The sequence below is a fragment of the Streptomyces sp. NPDC020917 genome, assembly GCF_044333795.1.
Lineage (GTDB): Bacteria > Actinomycetota > Actinomycetes > Streptomycetales > Streptomycetaceae > Actinacidiphila.
The window spans coordinates 172,448-188,096 of the sequence record NZ_JBIRRR010000008.1 but is presented as its reverse complement, the minus strand read 5'-3'; the positions used below and the strand labels follow the sequence as shown (position 1 = coordinate 188,096).

14 protein-coding genes and 1 tRNA gene are annotated in these 15,649 nt (G+C 69.3%); 6 read left to right on the top strand and 9 right to left on the bottom strand.

From position 1 onward, the window contains the following. Nucleotides 1-107: 107 nt before the first annotated feature. The gene (ribA, locus tag ACH4TG_RS19690; RefSeq protein WP_398243626.1) at nucleotides 108-740 is read right to left on the bottom strand and encodes a GTP cyclohydrolase II; all 633 of its coding nucleotides are present in this window, start codon (nucleotides 738-740) and stop codon (nucleotides 108-110) included. A gap of 262 nt (nucleotides 741-1,002) precedes the next feature. Here ribA and ACH4TG_RS19685 point away from each other — a divergent pair, with 262 nt between their 5' ends. Then, nucleotides 1,003-1,932, top strand: coding sequence for an AEC family transporter (locus ACH4TG_RS19685; protein ID WP_398243624.1), 930 nt, complete (start codon nucleotides 1,003-1,005; stop codon nucleotides 1,930-1,932). A 107-nt stretch (nucleotides 1,933-2,039) separates the two neighbouring features. On the opposite strand, the gene ACH4TG_RS19680 is transcribed toward ACH4TG_RS19685, so the two are convergent. From ACH4TG_RS19680 to galU, 7 genes are all read right to left on the bottom strand, one after another. Continuing rightward, nucleotides 2,040-2,113, bottom strand: a tRNA-Ala gene (locus ACH4TG_RS19680). An 87-nt stretch (nucleotides 2,114-2,200) separates the two neighbouring features. After that, nucleotides 2,201-3,268 carry a hypothetical protein gene (locus ACH4TG_RS19675; RefSeq protein WP_398243623.1) on the bottom strand — a complete coding sequence of 356 codons (1,068 nt, stop codon included), beginning with the start codon at nucleotides 3,266-3,268 and terminating at the stop codon, nucleotides 2,201-2,203. Nucleotides 3,269-3,385: 117 nt separating this feature from the next. Continuing rightward, nucleotides 3,386-4,006 (bottom strand): GNAT family N-acetyltransferase, encoded by a 621-nt coding sequence (locus ACH4TG_RS19670; RefSeq protein WP_398243788.1) that lies wholly within the window; start codon nucleotides 4,004-4,006, stop codon nucleotides 3,386-3,388. Continuing rightward, nucleotides 4,003-4,560 (bottom strand): molybdenum cofactor biosynthesis protein B, encoded by a 558-nt coding sequence (locus ACH4TG_RS19665; RefSeq protein WP_398243622.1) that lies wholly within the window; start codon nucleotides 4,558-4,560, stop codon nucleotides 4,003-4,005. Before ACH4TG_RS19665 ends, ACH4TG_RS19670 begins: the two co-directional genes overlap by 4 nt. Then, nucleotides 4,557-5,039, bottom strand: coding sequence for a cyclic pyranopterin monophosphate synthase MoaC (gene moaC, locus ACH4TG_RS19660; protein ID WP_398243621.1), 483 nt, complete (start codon nucleotides 5,037-5,039; stop codon nucleotides 4,557-4,559). The genes ACH4TG_RS19665 and moaC overlap by 4 nt, the downstream gene beginning before the upstream one ends. Before the next feature lie 98 nt (nucleotides 5,040-5,137). After that, the gene (glp, locus tag ACH4TG_RS19655; RefSeq protein WP_398243620.1) at nucleotides 5,138-6,460 is read right to left on the bottom strand and encodes a gephyrin-like molybdotransferase Glp; all 1,323 of its coding nucleotides are present in this window, start codon (nucleotides 6,458-6,460) and stop codon (nucleotides 5,138-5,140) included. Continuing rightward, complete coding sequence (galU, locus tag ACH4TG_RS19650) at nucleotides 6,457-7,365, bottom strand: UTP--glucose-1-phosphate uridylyltransferase GalU (RefSeq protein ID WP_398243619.1); 909 nt, start codon at nucleotides 7,363-7,365, stop codon at nucleotides 6,457-6,459. The genes glp and galU overlap by 4 nt, the downstream gene beginning before the upstream one ends. A gap of 81 nt (nucleotides 7,366-7,446) precedes the next feature. Between galU and ACH4TG_RS19645 the strand changes: the two genes are divergently transcribed. Beyond that, the gene (locus ACH4TG_RS19645; protein WP_398243618.1) at nucleotides 7,447-8,040 is read left to right on the top strand and encodes a 5-formyltetrahydrofolate cyclo-ligase; all 594 of its coding nucleotides are present in this window, start codon (nucleotides 7,447-7,449) and stop codon (nucleotides 8,038-8,040) included. 53 nt (nucleotides 8,041-8,093) lie between these two features. On the opposite strand, the gene ACH4TG_RS19640 is transcribed toward ACH4TG_RS19645, so the two are convergent. Continuing rightward, the gene (locus ACH4TG_RS19640; RefSeq protein ID WP_398243617.1) at nucleotides 8,094-10,814 is read right to left on the bottom strand and encodes a penicillin acylase family protein; all 2,721 of its coding nucleotides are present in this window, start codon (nucleotides 10,812-10,814) and stop codon (nucleotides 8,094-8,096) included. Between the two features lie 180 nt (nucleotides 10,815-10,994). Between ACH4TG_RS19640 and ACH4TG_RS19635 the strand changes: the two genes are divergently transcribed. From ACH4TG_RS19635 to ACH4TG_RS19620, 4 genes are all read left to right on the top strand, one after another. Further along, nucleotides 10,995-12,485, top strand: coding sequence for a potassium/proton antiporter (locus tag ACH4TG_RS19635; RefSeq protein WP_398243787.1), 1,491 nt, complete (start codon nucleotides 10,995-10,997; stop codon nucleotides 12,483-12,485). Nucleotides 12,486-12,698: 213 nt separating this feature from the next. Next, on the top strand, nucleotides 12,699-14,000 hold the full coding sequence (locus tag ACH4TG_RS19630; protein WP_398243786.1) for an MFS transporter: 1,302 nt from the start codon (nucleotides 12,699-12,701) through the stop codon (nucleotides 13,998-14,000). Between the two features lie 66 nt (nucleotides 14,001-14,066). Next, nucleotides 14,067-14,393 carry an FmdB family zinc ribbon protein gene (locus ACH4TG_RS19625; RefSeq protein WP_398243616.1) on the top strand — a complete coding sequence of 109 codons (327 nt, stop codon included), beginning with the start codon at nucleotides 14,067-14,069 and terminating at the stop codon, nucleotides 14,391-14,393. 105 nt (nucleotides 14,394-14,498) lie between these two features. After that, nucleotides 14,499-15,356, top strand: a complete 858-nt coding sequence (locus ACH4TG_RS19620) for an S-methyl-5'-thioadenosine phosphorylase (RefSeq protein WP_398243615.1) — start codon at nucleotides 14,499-14,501, stop codon at nucleotides 15,354-15,356. Nucleotides 15,357-15,649 lie beyond the last annotated feature (293 nt).

Sequence of the window (15,649 nt, the reverse complement as noted above, 5' to 3'; positions counted from 1 at the left end):
AGAGTAGTCGGCCCACGATCGAAACGCCACCGTTTCGATCGTGGGCCGTATCACGTACTCGAAGCTCAACCCCCGGGATTCCGGTTGAGGTCCCCCGACACCCGCCGTCAGGCCGGCAGCGCCAGCGTGTGACCGGTGTGCTCCACCTTCGCGCGCAGGTAACGGACGTTCGACGCGGACACGTGCACGCCGGTCGGCACCTGCTCCACCACGCCGACACCGAGCCGAGCGAGCTGCTCCGCTTTGTCGGGGTTGTTGCTCAGCAGGGTGATCTCGTCGACGCCGAGCGCCGCGAGCATCTGCGCCGCCGCGGTGTAGTCGCGCTCGTCGTCACCGCGCCCGAGGGCGCGGTTGGCCTCGTAGGTGTCGAGCCCCTGGTCCTGCAGGGCGTACGCGTCGAGCTTGGCGTACAGGCCGATGCCCCGCCCTTCCTGTCGCAGGTAGAGCAGGTACCCGCCGACGGCGGAGATGCGTTCCACCGCTTCCCGCAGCTGCGGCCCGCAGTCGCACCGCTCGGAGCCGAAGACGTCCCCCGTCAGGCACTCGGAGTGCGGCCGCACCAGGGGCACGTCCGCCTTCTCGTAGTCGCCGACACCCAGAGCGAGGTGCTCCTTGCCGTCGGCGAGCCCGGTGAACGTGAACACGTCCACCGTCGTCCCCCACCCGTCGGGGAACCGGAGCGGAACACGCACCTTGGTGCGGATGCCGGCGGCGGGCACCGGACTTGCGTCTACCGACATGGCGACTCCCTCGTAAGATCTTGAAACATCAAGCTCTTACGAAGGCCCGATTATTTCCCTCCACGTCGAGTGTGGCCCAGGTCACATCGTCAGATGACCGGCTGGAACGGTCAACACCCCACCGCAGCCTGCGATTCCACGCGCCGAGCCACCACACCTCCACCGCACCTGACCCCGGGCACGGTCGCGATCACCCCGTCCGGCATGCTGGACGCCCGTGAGTGAAGCGATCATGCGACAACCGCACTAGGCGGGCGACGGCGTGCGCTCGGTATTCAGCGGCTTCCTGCCCATCTGGACGGTCACCGCACTCGGCTGGCTCGCCGGGCGGTACCGCGTCCTCGGCGACGAGGCGCAGAACGTGCTCGGCCGCTTCGCGTTCACCTTCGCCATGCCGTCGCTGCTGTTCCTGACGATGTCCCGCTCACATGTCAGCGACGTCGCCACCCCTGGCGTCGCCGCGTTCGCGCTGGCCCTGCTGGCCGTCTTCGCCGCGGGACTCGCCCTCAGCCGCTGGGTGTTCCGCCGGCGCCTCGCCGACCAGTCCATCGGCGCCATGTGCGCCGCCTACGTCAACTCCGCGAACCTCGGCATACCCATCGCGGTGAACGTCCTGCACGACACGTCGTTCATCATCGCGGCCGCGCTGTTCCAGATGCTGTTCATCACACCGCTGATCATCATCCTGATCGACCTCGACACCCACCGCGGCCTGGGCAGGCTGTGGCTGCGCATCCTGCAACTGCCCTTCCGCAACCCGGTGGTCGCCGCGTCCGCCGCCGGCCTCCTGGTCGCCGCCCTGGGCAAGGGTGACCGGCTGCCCGCGGAGTTGACGACACCCCTTCAGACGCTCGGCGGCGCTGGAGTGCCCTCCGCCCTGTTCGCGCTCGGCATGTCCCTCAATGCCCGCACCCGCACGTCCCCCGAGGGCCGCACCCAACGGCGTCTACTGGTCACCTTGAAGACCGCCGTCCAGCCCGCCCTCGCCTATGTGCTGGCGCGCGGCCTGTTCGGCCTCACCGGGCACGCCCTGTTCGCCGTCGTGCTGTGCTCCGGGCTGCCCACCGCCCAGAACGCGTTCATCTTCGCCTCCGAGTACGGCCTGGACACCGATCTCCCCCGGGACACCGTCCTGCTGTCCACCCTGCTGTCGATGGCCTCACTGTCGCTGATCGCGTACCTCCTCGCCTGAGGCGGGCGGCGGCGGGCCCCGGACCCACGGATCTGACCAGGCCTCAAACGCGGAGATCCCGGCCCGACGATGACCGTCCGACCGGGATCCCGGTGTCCTGCTTGTTGTGGACCTGAGGGGATTCGAACCCCTGACCCCCTCGATGCGAACGAGGTGCGCTACCGGACTGCGCCACAGGCCCTTGCAACGAGGAAAACTCTAGCATCCCGGCGGGGGTGTTCGTGAACGCCATATCGGCTGGTCCACGCGCGCCCGGGCGCCGCCCCCGTCACTCGTTGGCGGCGCGGGGGCGGTCGGGGTCCGCGTACTGGTCGAAGAGCGGCGTGCGGCTGCCGCGCGGGCGGCGCACCGGCGGCTGCTGCTCCCGCGGCTCACGGGCGGCCTCACGGCCCTCCCTGGGCGTGCTGCGGTGGTCGCGCGGCGGCGCCGACTCGGCCGGCGTGGTGCCCGACCTGGCGGAGCTCCACGTGTCAGGGGCGCCAAGGTCGATGCCCCCCGGGGTGCGGGGAGCGACCGGGGCCGTGACATAGGTGGGAAGCGGCACGGGCACCGGCTCCCAGCCGTCGTCCGCGGCCTGCTCGGCGCGCTGCTGGTCGACCCACTCCGCGTGGTCGGTCTGCTCGACGAGCGCCCGGCGGTCGGCCGTACGCGGCGACGGAGCCGGAGCCGGAGGCGCGGGCTGCGGCGCCTGAGCGCGCGCCTGCGGCGGGCCGGCCGGCTCCTGGACGGCCGGGTGCTCCTCGCGGGCGTGCGGCGCCTGCGTCTGGGCGCGGGCGCGCACTCGGCGTGCGGCCTCGGCAGCCTGGCGCTGGTCCAGGCGCACCTCGTAACGACGACGCTCCTGGCGTCGCATCTGGCCGATGTACACGGTGAGCAGCACGGCCGGGATGGCCGGCACCCAGAGCAGGGTGAGGCCGCCGACGGCCGCGGCGATGGCACCGACGGTGAAGGCGGCGAACAGCAGCGTGGTGGTGCGGCGGCGAGCGGCGAGCACCCGGGCGCGGGAGTTCGTCACCTGGGGCGTCTGGCGGCCCGGAGCCGGGCGCCGACCCTCGTCCGCGGGCACAGCAAGGGCGCGGACGTCCACCGCACCACCCAGGTCGGTGTCCTCCGCGTCGTCCGCGTCCACGTCGGCGTCGGGTTCGCCGTGCTCAGCTCGCGCCTTGGCGACGCGCCGCTCCATTGCCGCCCGCCCGGACAGGAGCCGGATGGCGGTACTGAAGCGTTCCGTCGGCCGCGCTTCGTTGAGCTCGTCCTGCCTACGGAGCCACATCGGCACCAGATAGGCAGCCCAGGCCCCGACAATGACTGCGTAGATGAGGCCGCTACTGCTCACGAGCTACACGGTAGGGGTGATCGAGACACGCCATACGCAATTTGGCCCGGTGTGTCGCACGATCTGGCTGATAGGCCGAGATTTTTTTGCGATTGGCTTCTATTTCGAACAATCGTTTTATTTGCGAGCGGTTCCGGGCCGGGCCTGACGCCAGCGGTTGAGGAGCCCCTCCGGCACTTCCTCCGCGGTCAGCGCGTACACCAGGTGGTCGCGCCAGCCACCGTCGATATGGAGATATCGCGGCCGTAGCCCTTCTTCGCGGAAGCCGAGCTTTTCCGCCACCCGGCGGCTGGGACCGTTCTCCGGGCGAATGCACACCTCGATCCGGTGAAGGCCGACGCGGCGGAAGCAGTGGTCCACCGCGAGCGCCACGGACGTCGGCATCACCCCGCGCCCGGCGACCGCCTCGTCCACCCAGTAACCGATGTGCGCCGAACACATCGACCCCCAGGTGATTCCGGCAACGGTCAGTTGACCGGCCAGCCGCCCCTGGTACTCGATCACGAAAGGCAGCATGCGCCCCGCGTGGGCCTCACTGCGCAGATGGCGGACCATCTGGCGATAGGTGGGCCGCTGGGCGACGTGCCCGGGCGGTGCGGGCGGCACCGTCGCCTCCCACGGCCGCAGCCATTCGCGGTTGCGGCGGTTGACCTCGCGCCATGCGCGCTGGTCGCGCATCCGGATCGGGCGGAGGGTGACAGCACCGTCCACCAGCTCGGCCGGCCAGGACCCGTTCAGCTCGGTCTCCCAGGAGCGCTATCCGGATGATCATTCTGGTGATCATCCGCGTGGACATTCGGGTGATCGCCGCCGTGGATCTGATCGACGGCATGTACGACAAGCGGTGCGAGCACGGCCAGGCCGTCCTTCACCCCGCCGGTGGAGCCGGGGAGGTTCACCACAAGGGTGCGTCCGCTGACCCCCGCGACGCCACGGGAGAGCACGGCGGTGGGCACTTTCTCGCGTCCGGCGGCGCGGATCGCCTCCGCGATGCCGGGCACCTCGTAGTCCAGCACCGACCTGGTGACCTCCGGCGTCCGGTCGGTCGGCGAGATCCCGGTGCCACCGGTGGTGACCACCAGGTCGTAGCCGGCCTTCACCGCCTCCCGCAGCACCATCCCCACCGGCTCGCCGTCGGGCACGACCCGCGGGCCGTCGACGGTGAAGCCGAGTGCGCTCAGCGCGTCGACGATGATCGGGCCGCCGCGGTCCTCGTACACGCCGGCGGCCGCGCGGTTGGAGGCGGTGACCGCCAGGGCCCGCAGCGGGCGCCGTGTCGTCGGTCCGGTCATGGCCGACGCCAGTCGCCGGACTTCCCGCCGGACTTCTCCTCGACCCTGATGTCGGTGATGACCGCCGCCTTGTCGACGGCCTTCACCATGTCGACGACGGTCAGCGCAGCGACGCCGACCGCGGTGAGGGCCTCCATCTCGACGCCTGTGCGCCCGGTCGTCTTCACCGTCGCGGTGATCTCCACCGCGTCGTCGGCGACGGCGAGGTCGACGGTGACGCCCGAGACGTCCAGCGGATGGCACAGGGGGATCAGGTCGGGAGTGCGCTTGGCGCCGAGGATCCCGGCGATCCGGGCGGTGGCCAGTGCGTCGCCCTTGGGGAGGCCCTCGCCACGCAGGAGTTCGACGACCCGGGGAGCGACGAGGACACGGCCGCTGGCACGGGCCGTGCGTGCGGTGACGTCCTTGCCGGAGACGTCCACCATGCGGGCCGCGCCGGCCTCGTCGATGTGGGTGAGGTGGTGCTGGCCGCTGCTCATCGTTCTCCCGTGACGGTCTCTTGGGCAGACACCGTACCGGCACGGCGGCGGCCCCGGGCCGGGGGCCCACGGGGTGCCGCACCGGCGTCCGGTGGGCGCTAGTCCAGGAGCACCACGTCGACGTCCTCGCCCGCGGCGACCGCGGTGTCCGCCTCGGGTACGACGATCAGGCAGTCGGCGTGGGCAAGCGCCCTGACCAGGTGTGATCCGGAGCCACCCACAGGAGTGACCGTGCCGGTCCTACGGTCGTAATGTCCGCGCAGGAACTGCCGTCGTCCTTCCGGCGAGCCGTCGATGGCCGCGACGCAGACCGCGCGTACGACTTCCCGATGAACCGACGGTGCTCCCATCAGCGTGCGGATGGCAGGACGCACGAACAGCTCGAACGACACGTAGGCACTGACCGGATTGCCGGGCAGTGCGAGCAGCGGCGTGCGGTCCGGGCCGATCCTGCCGAAGCCCTGCGGCTTGCCGGGCTGCATCGCGAGTTTGCGGAACTCGACGTGCCCGAAAGGCCCGTCGCCCTCGTCCCCGAAGGAGTCGCCCAGCGAGGACAGGGCCTCCTTCACCACGTCGTAGGCGCCGACGCTGACGCCGCCGCTGGTGACGATGACGTCGGCGCGGATCAACTGGTCCTCGATGGTGGCACGCAGCGTCTCCACCTCGTCGGTGACCGCACCGACGCGATAGGCGATGGCGCCGGCGGCGCGCGCGGCCGCGGTGAGCGCGAAGCTGTTGGAGTCGTGGATACGGCCGGGCCCGAGCGGCTCCCCGGGCTGGACGAGTTCGCTTCCGGTGGACAGCACGACGACCCGCGGCCGGGGCCGGACGGTGACGGTGCCGCGTCCGATCGCGGCGAGCAGGCCGATCTGCGGCGGGCCGATGACGGTACCGGCCGCAAGAGCCAGCTCCCCCGCTGCGACGTCACTTCCCCGCTCGCGGACGAACTGGCCGTTGTTAGCGGGCCGGTGAACGCGCACCTCGCCGCCTGCGCCCCCTGGATCGGCGCTGTGCGCGGCCATGGAGGCGGCGGGCCCGCCGCCGGTGCCGCCGTCCGTCCATTCGACGGGGACGACCGCCTCGGCTCCGGGCGGCATCGGGGCACCGGTCATGATCCTTGCCGCCTGCCCGGGCCCCACGGTGGGCAGTTCACCGGTGCCCGCGGCGACGTCGCCGATCACGTCGAGCACCGCGGGGTGTTCGGCGGTGGCCGCCTGGACATCGGCGACGCGGATCGCGTAGCCGTCCATGGAGCTGTTCGCGAAGGGCGGCAGCGCGACCGGCACCGTCACGTCCTCGACCAGCACGCATCCCTGGGCGTCGAGCAGTTGCAGCTCGATCGGCTCGAGTGGCTTGAGCTGCGCCAGGATGCTTTCCAGATGTTCGGAGACGGACCACACGCGGTCGGCGCCATCACTCACTCTTGCAACTCCTCATTGACGTACGAACGCAGCCAGGTCCGGAAATCGGGCCCCAGGTCCTCACGTTCGCATGCCAGTCGGACAATCGCACGCAGGTAGTCGCCGCGGTCACCGGTGTCGTACCGGCGCCCCTTGAACACCACACCGTGCACGGGACCCCCTATGTCGTCGCGCTGGGCGAGTTCGCGCAGCGCGTCGGTGAGCTGGATCTCGCCGCCCCGGCCGGGAGGGGTCTTCTTCAGCACCTCGAACACCGACGGTTCGAGCACATACCGTCCGATGATCGCGTAGTAGGACGGCGCCTGGCTTGCCTCGGGCTTCTCCACGAGGTCGGTCACCCGGACGACGTCGTCCTCGTCGGTGGCGACTATGGCCGCCGAGCCGTAGAGGTGGATCTGCTCGGGGTCGACCTCCATCAGGGCCACGACACTGCCGCCGCGGCGCTCCTGGACCTCGATCATGCGGGCCAGCAGGGGGTCCCGCGGGTCGATGAGGTCGTCGCCGAGCAGGACCGCGAAGGGCTGGTCGCTGACGTGGGGCTCGGCGCACAGGACGGCGTGGCCGAGACCCCTGGGGTCGCCCTGCCGCACGTAGTGCATCGTGGCGAGGTCGCTGGATTCGCGGACGCGCGCGAGGCGGGAGGCGTCACCCTTGCGAGTGAGTGCCTCCTCCAGCTCGTAGTTGCGGTCGAAGTGGTCCTCGAGCGGGCGCTTGTTGCGGCCTGTGATCATCAGCACATCGGACAGTCCGGCCGACACGGCCTCTTCCACCACGTACTGGATCGCCGGTTTGTCGACTACCGGCAGCATCTCCTTGGGCGTTGCCTTGGTCGCCGGCAGGAACCGGGTTCCAAGTCCTGCTGCGGGGATGACAGCCTTGCTGATCCGGGTACGTGATTGCGTCATGGCGGGCACTGTAGCGGCCCTGAATGTGCAGAAGATGAATATTCGATGGATGCTGGCTAATAGGTGACGGTTGTGGATGGTATGGGTAATCCTCGGGCCCGAAAGCAAACGCTGCGGGCGGATCTCCTGAGAGCCAGGCGCGGATTGACCGCCGACGAACGGAGCATGGCCGGGGCAGCGCTGGAGACGAGGGTACGGGACCTGCCTCAGCTGGCAAGAGCCGGGACCGTCGCCGCCTACGTCTCCATGGGGTCCGAACCCCGCACCCATGAGCTGATCGAGACCCTGCGGATCACCGGCACCCGGGTACTGCTGCCTGTCCTGCAGCCCGACAACGACCTGGACTGGGCGGAGTACCTCGGCCCCGACACCCTGCAGCGCACCGCCCGCGGCCTCCTGGAGCCCACCGGAGAACGCCTCGGCCCGCAGGCGGTCACCGAGGCCGCGGCCGTCCTGCTGCCGGGCCTGGCCGTGGACCGCTCCGGGGTGCGGCTGGGACGCGGCGGCGGCTCGTACGACCGCGTCCTCGCCCGGCTGGAGGCAGCCGGGAAGCGCCCGGCTCTCGTCGTGCTCCTGTACGCCGACGAGGTCGTGGAATCCGTTCCCCGCGAGCCCCACGACCACCTGGTCGACGCAGTGATCACACCGGAGGGCGTGCATCACTTCAGCCGATGACCGGAGCGACGGTCGATCCGGTCATCGGCTCAGCGGACGGGCCACTCAGACGATCATGGAGTCAGGGCCATCTTGGCCTTGGCTTCCTGGTCGACGCGGGTGTCGGAGAAGTACCAGGGCAGGAGTTCGCCGTTGGCCCACATCTGGGTCTGGTCGGTGTAGTGCGCGTTGTAGGCGTGGCCTGACGCGCCCGTGAGGTTGATCCAGCGGGACTTGTCGAAGTCCTGCAGGTTGACGATCATCCGCATCGACGGCACCCAGACGACGTCGTAGCCGCCGGCCGCGTTCCACCCGGTGGCGTCGACGGCCGCCTCGCCGCCGCTGAGCTGGTAGGGGCCGCGGTTGAGCATCCACTTGATCACGCCGGGACCCTTGGTGCCGAGCGTCTGGTTCTTCAGGTCGAGCTTGTGGAGGCGGCCCCAGCTCCAGGTGTTGATGTCCTTGCCGAGCTTGGCGGTCAGCTCGTAGCGGGCGTCCTTCATGGCCTGCGCGAGCAGCTGGTCACGCGTGCTGTGGTGGGCCTTGTCGGTGTCGACACCGAAGAACGCGGTGGTCGACATGGTCCACCACGGGTTGTTCGGCTGGTTCCAGATGTTGCGCACGACTTCGAACCACCGGTCGCCGCCGTCGGGCTGCGCCTCGGCGGGATCACGGTCGCCGCACTCCTCTACGGTCTTCGACGCGCCGTCGAGGTTGTCGACCGGGCCGGTCTGGCCTGCCGGCGGCACCCTCAGGCACTGGCCTTCGGGACGCAGCTCCTTGGGGAGCTTGTTGCCGAACGCGAGCTTGAGGACGTTGCGCCACACGGCGTTGAAGTACGCGGCCGCGGCGGAGTCGGAATCCTGGTTGTAGTCCCATCCGACGAGCAGCTGTTGTGCCTCGCGGACGTAGTCACCCTTGTCGTTGGTAATGGCGATCTTGGTCAGCGTCGGGACCATCAGCTTGGCGATGTCGCTGCTGGAGTCGTTCTGCATGGACTGCATGTCGTCCATGGAGATCTTTCCGCCGTCCTTGATCTTCGACGCGATGAGGTCGTTGATCCGCTGGCTGCGCGTGCCGTAGTCCCAGTCGTTCGTCAGAAGGTACGGGTACTTGCTCTGGTCGATGACGGGCTGGTTCGCGGTGACGATGTAGCCGCGATCAGGGTTGAGCTCGTACGGCATCGACTTGAACGGGATGTACTTGCCGGTCCATGCGTAGTGCGAGTTCCAACCAGGCTGCGGCCAGGCGCCGTCGTCGCCGGCGGGACGGATCGGGACCTGGCCCGGGGCCTGGTAGCCGATGTTGTTCTTGGTGTCGGCGTAGATCAGGTTCTGCGAGGGGACGGCGAAGTCGGCCGCCGCGCTGCGGAAGTGGGCGAAGTCGGTCGCGCGGTCCAGTTCGAAGACGGCGTCCATGGTCTTCGACGGGGTGAGCGCGGTCCACTTCAGGGCGACCGCGTAGCCGCTGTTGACCCCGCCGGGCGGGTCGGTGACGGGAGCCACCTGGCCGACGGTCCGAAGCTCGTCGTCGCGGTCGGAGATCAGCGGCATACCGTCGCGGGTCTGACGAACGGTGATCGTACGATCCTTCCCGCCGGCCACCTTGATGGTCTCCTGGCGGGTGATGAACGGGACCTGCTGACCGTCGTACAAGTACGTGTTGGCGGTGACCTTCTCCAGGTAGAGGTCGGTGACATCGGCGCCGAGGTTGGTCATGCCCCAGGCGATGTTCTGGTTGTGCCCGATGATCACACCGGGCATCCCGGAGAAGGTGTAGCCGGCCACGTCGTACGGGCAGGCGGAGCTCACGGTGCGGCAGTGCAGCCCCATCTGGTACCAGAGCGAGGGCAGCTGCGGCGCAAGGTGCGGGTCGTTGGCCAGGAGCGGTTTTCCGGTGGTGGTGTACTGCCCGGAGACGACCCAGGAGTTGGATCCGATACCGCTGCCGGTGGGTCCGAGCAGCGCCGGCATCTGGTCGATGATCTTCGAGATGCCCGCCAGCTGGGTGGTCACCGTGCTGTTGAGCGCCACCGGGCCCTTCGAGCCAGCGGGTTCGTACTCGCCCGTGACGTTGTTCACCGAACCCGCGTCGACAATCGGACGATTCCGGTCATACGGATATGAAGGGTATAGTTGTTTGATCTGCGCCTGACTCAGGCGGCTGGTCATCAGCGAGCGATCTATCTCGTCCTGCATGTTGCCGCGCAGGTCCCACGCCATCGCCTTGAGCCACGCCACCGAGTCGACGGGCGTCCACGGCTCCGGCTTGTAGCTGTTGCTGAACGACAGAGCCGCGTATTCCACGGACAGGGCGGCACCGCTGTGGTCGCCGAGGTAGGCGTTGACGCCGTCGGTGTACGCCTGCAGGTAGGACTTCGTCGTGGCGTCGAGCTGGTGGTCGTACTCCTGCTGCGCGATGCCGTGCCAGTTGAGGGTGCGCAGGAAGGCGTCCGTCTCGACCTGGCCCTTGCCGAACATCTCCGACAGCCGGCCCGAGGTGAGGTGGCGGCGCACGTCCATCTCGTAGAAACGGTCCTGCGCCTGCACGTAGCCCTGGGCCCGGAAGAGGTCCTGGGGGGTGTCGGCGTAGATCTGCGGGATCCCGTTGCCGTCGCGCTTGACGTCGACCGGCGCGGACAGACCCTTGAGCTTCAGCGAACCGGTGGTCTGCGGGAAGGACGCGCGGACGGTGCTGACACTCCAGTACGACCCGTATCCGATGCCCGCGACGAGCAGCAGTGCGAACGCGATCACGATGAGGCGTACGCGGCGGGACTTCTTCCGTGCGGGCATCGCTGTCCTTCGCGGGGGCAGTGCGGAACGGTGATCTCGTGCTCGTGGTGCAAGGGCAACCATAGGCGTACGGCCACTGCGGGCAGGACACGGAGTGCGGATGAGCCATCCGGTGGACGGGGCTTCGTCAAGTACAGGTAAAATGTTAGGTAAGGCAACGAAGTTGAAAGGACCGGGCCCCTGACTGTCCACCACCTCAACGAGATTCTGCTGATCGGCGCCGCTGTACTCCTCGTCGCCGTCGTCGCCGTGCGGGTCGCCTCACGCAGCGGCCTGCCCACTCTTCTGATCTATCTCGGCATCGGTGTGGTCATCGGGCAGGACGGTCTCTTCGGCTTCACCTTCGACGATGTCGAGCTCACCCAGGTGCTGGGCTACGCCGCCCTCGTGGTGATCCTCGCCGAGGGCGGACTCGGAACGAAGTGGCACCAGATCAAACCCGTCGTCCCCGCGGCAGCGGTCCTGGCCACGGGCGGCCTCCTGGTGAGCGTGTTCGTCACCGCCGCGGCCGCGCACTATCTCGTGGACCTGGACTGGCGGCAGGCGCTGATCATCGGAGCGGTCGTCTCGTCGACGGACGCCGCAGCGGTGTTCTCAGTCTTGAGAAACGTCCCGCTGCCCAAGCGGGTGACAGGGGTGCTGGAAGCCGAGTCGGGGTTCAACGACGCCCCTGTCGTGATCCTGGTGGTGGCCTTCTCGGCGGCGGGTCCCGTCGAGCACTGGTACCAACTGGTCGGCGAGATGGCCCTGGAACTGACCATCGGCGCCGCGGTCGGCCTGGCCGTCGGCTGGATCGGCGCCTACGGGCTGAAGCATGTGGCGCTGCCCGCCTCCGGCCTCTACCCGATCGCCGTGATGGCGATCGCCGTTGGCGCCTACGCCGCAGGCGCCATGGGGCACGGCTCGGGGTTCCTCGCCGTCTATGTGGCCTCGCTCATCCTCGGCAACGCCAAACTCCCCCACCGGCCGGCCACGCGCGGTTTCGCCGAAGGCCTCGGATGGATAGCCCAGATCGGACTTTTCGTCCTGCTCGGTCTGCTTGTCACACCGCACGAACTGGGTGACGACATCGTCCCCGCGATCATCATCGGACTTTTCCTGACGCTGATCGCACGGCCGGCATCCGTCGTCGTGAGCCTCGCGCCGTTCCGCGTCCCATGGCGCGAGGAAGCGCTCATGTCGTGGGCCGGGCTACGCGGGGCGGTGCCCATCGTGCTGGCCACGATTCCGATGGTGGCCGACGTGACGAACAGCCGGAAGATCTTCAATATCGTCTTCGTCCTTGTGATCGTCTACACGCTGATCCAGGGACCGACCCTTCCCTGGGTCGCGAAGCGGCTTCGGCTCACGCAGGCGGACGGCCCGGATGCCTCTGATCTCGGGATCGAGTCGGCTCCCCTGGAGCGCCTCCGCGGGCATCTGCTGTCGGTGGCGATACCGGAGGGTTCGCGCATGCACGGCGTCGAGGTCAACGAACTGCGCCTCCCCGCCGGCTCGGCGGTCACCCTCGTGGTGCGCGACGGAACGAGTTTCGTGCCGCTGCCGACCACCGTGCTGAGACGAGGCGACGAGCTGCTCGTCGTCTCCACGGATCCGGTGCGCGACGCCGCCGAGAACCGGCTGCGCGCCGTCGGCCGCGGCGGCAAGCTCGCCGGTTGGCTCGGCGAGTGAACACCGCTCCGGAGCCTTGTGGTCCAGGTCACGCACCGCAGTTCGTATACAGACTTACGTATGATGGTCGGGTATTTGTCGAGTACAACCTCTGCTTGACGCAGGGCCGGCGCGGCCAGCCGCGCTGAGCGGACGGTCCTCGGCGCGGAACAGCACGCCCTCGGCGGCACCCGCGCTACCAGGCAGCAGAAAGACCAGGCTGTGGCATCCAAGGTGCCCACCTCTTCGTCCCCGTCATACGCACCCACCACTGGCGAGACCCGAAAGCCGGGCTACCGGCATCTGCTGGCCACCCCTGGCGCATGGTCCTTCCTGCTGCCCGGGTTCGCCGCGCGGCAGCCCTTCGCGATGCTGACCATCGGCATGGTGCTGCTCGTCGAGCACACCACCGGCTCGTATGCGACCGCCGGCGCGGCCGCGGCCGTCACCGGGGTGTCGATGGCACTCTGCGCGCCACGTGCCGGGCGGCTCGCCGACCGATTCGGGCAGCGGGCCGTGCTGCTCCCCGGCATCGCGCTGCACGCCGCCTCGGTGGCGTCGCTGATCGTCCTGGCGCTGGCGCACGCGCCCGTGTGGGCGCTCTTCGCCGCGGCGGCCCCCGCAGGCGCGACGGTCCCGCAGATCGGGCCCATGGTGCGCGCCCGCTGGGCAGCGGTGCTGGACGGCCCCCGCTCATCCCTCCTCGCGACCGCCGCCGCCTTCGAATCGGTGACCGACGAGTTCACGTTCGTCATCGGCCCGGTAATGGCCACCGCTCTGTGCACGGGAGTGCATCCGGCGGCGGGACTGGCGGCCGAGGGCACACTGACACTCGTCGGCGGCGCGCTGTTCGCCACTCAGCACAGGTCGGCGCCGCGCGTGGACCCGGCTGCTGCCGGCTCCGGTGCGAAGCCGGCGTCAGCGCTGTCGGTGCCGGGGATCCGCGCCTTGGCGGTGGCCTTCCTGGGCATCGGCTCGGTCTTCGGCGGCATGCAGGTGTCCGTGGCGGCGTTCAGCCAGGAGATCGGCAACCCGGGGATCAACGGCGTGCTGTACGGGACTTTTGCCGCGGGCAACATGCTGGCCGGGGTCGTCTACGGTGCGGTCACCTGGCGCCGCGGGCCGCGCATGCGGCTGCTCGCCGCCTATGCGTGCCTGACCGTGGCCTGCACTCCGTTGTGGCTCGTGCATGCGGCGCCGCTCCTGGGCGCTCTGGGGATGCTGGTGGGGCTGTGCATCGCGCCGGCTCTCATCACCGGATACACGCTGGTCGAATCGCTCGTACCTGCCGCCGCACGCACGGAGGCGTTCACCTGGATGACGGGATCCGTGGCCCTGGGGCAGGCCGCCGCGGTCACCATCGCCGGGCTGCTGACGGATCACGCCGGATCGCACGCGGGCTTCGTCGTACCGCTGGCCGGCACCATAATGGCGCTGGTGGTACTGCTGGGGCTGCGTGGACGACTGGTTTCGCGGCCCCGCGGTGTGGTGGCCGGAGGTGTGATCGGTCACCGTCCGTCCGTCACGGTGGACTGACGGCGGGAAATACTGCACTATTGAGCGTCGTTAGCACTCAACGAATGAGAGTGCCAGGAGGAGCAAGTGCCGACGTACCAGTACCAGTGCACCGAGTGCGGCGAAGCCCTTGAGGCGGTGCAGAAGTTCAGCGATGACGCGCTGACCGAGTGCCCCAACTGCGGCGGACGCCTGCGCAAGGTCTTCTCGGCAGTGGGCGTGGTCTTCAAGGGTTCCGGTTTCTACCGGACCGACAGCCGCGGCTCGTCGTCGAGCAGCAGCCCGGCCGCCAAGAACAGCGGCGGCTCCGAGAGCAAGAGCTCGGATTCCGGCAGCGGCTCGAAGTCGCCGTCCTCCACGTCGTCGAGCTCGTCGTCGTCCAGCTCGTCCTCGAGCAGCACCTCGGCGGCCTGAGACGCCCTCGCCCTTCACAGGGGCGACCGAAGACATCACGAACCCCCGTCGTGTGGCACGGCGGGGGTTCGTCGTGCTGTAGGGCGCCCGACTAGGGTGACGCTCATGGCGCAGAACAGCAGCGGTGGGCAGACACAGGCCGAGATCGGTGTCATCGGCGGATCCGGCTTCTACTCGTTCCTGGACGACGTGACGGAAGTCACAGTCGACACTCCCTATGGGCCGCCGAGCGACTCGCTGTTCCTCGGCGAGGTGAGCGGCCGCAAGGTGGCGTTCCTGCCGCGCCACGGCCGCAAGCACACCCTGCCGCCGCACAAGATCAACTACCGGGCCAACCTCTGGGCCCTTGCGTCCGTCGGCGCCCGCCAGGTACTCGGACCGTGTGCCGTCGGCGGCCTGCGGGCCCAGTACGGCCCCGGAACCCTGCTGGTCCCCGACCAGCTCGTCGACCGTACGAAGTCTCGGACGCAGTCCTACTTCGACGGCGAGGTGCGCTCCGACGGCCAGGTGCCCAACGTCGTGCACGTGACCTTCGCCGACCCGTACTGCCCGGTCGGGCGCAAGGCGGCTGTGGACACGGCGCGGACGACCGGTTGGGAGGCGGTCGACGGCGGCACGCTCGTCGTGGTGGAGGGACCGCGCTTCTCCACCCGGGCGGAATCGCTGTGGCACGCGGCGCAGGGCTGGTCGGTCGTCGGGATGACCGGGCACCCCGAGGCCGTGCTGGCCCGAGAGCTGGGGCTATGCTACACCTCGCTCACCCTGGTGACCGACCTGGACGCAGGTGCCGACACGGGCGAAGGCGTCTCCCACGAGGAGGTCCTGGAGGTCTTCGCCGCCAACGTCGGCAGGATGCGCGACGTGCTGTTCGACGTGGTCGGCGCGCTGCCCGCCTCCGGCGAGCGCGACTGCCTCTGCGTGAACTCGCTCGGCGGGCAGGACCCCGGGATCGCTCTGCCGTAAGCGGGCGGACCGATCTTCGCGGGCGCCTTCGGGGAACGACGGCGTCTGGCTGGCGGGTCTGCCGGGGAGTCCGCCGCGGCTGCTCACTCCTGTGAGTGACGGAGTTATCCACAACCGCCGAGTTGTCCACAGGGCCTCGGAGCGATGTCCGCGAAGTGCGCGATGGTGAGTGCGTCGGCCGGGTCACGGCCGGCCCCTCATCTCGCCAGGCGGTGCTTGCCATGCCTACGTCCGTTCACTCGCCCACGCCGTTCCCCAGCCGATCATCGCGGCCCGAGCCACCGGCTGACCTT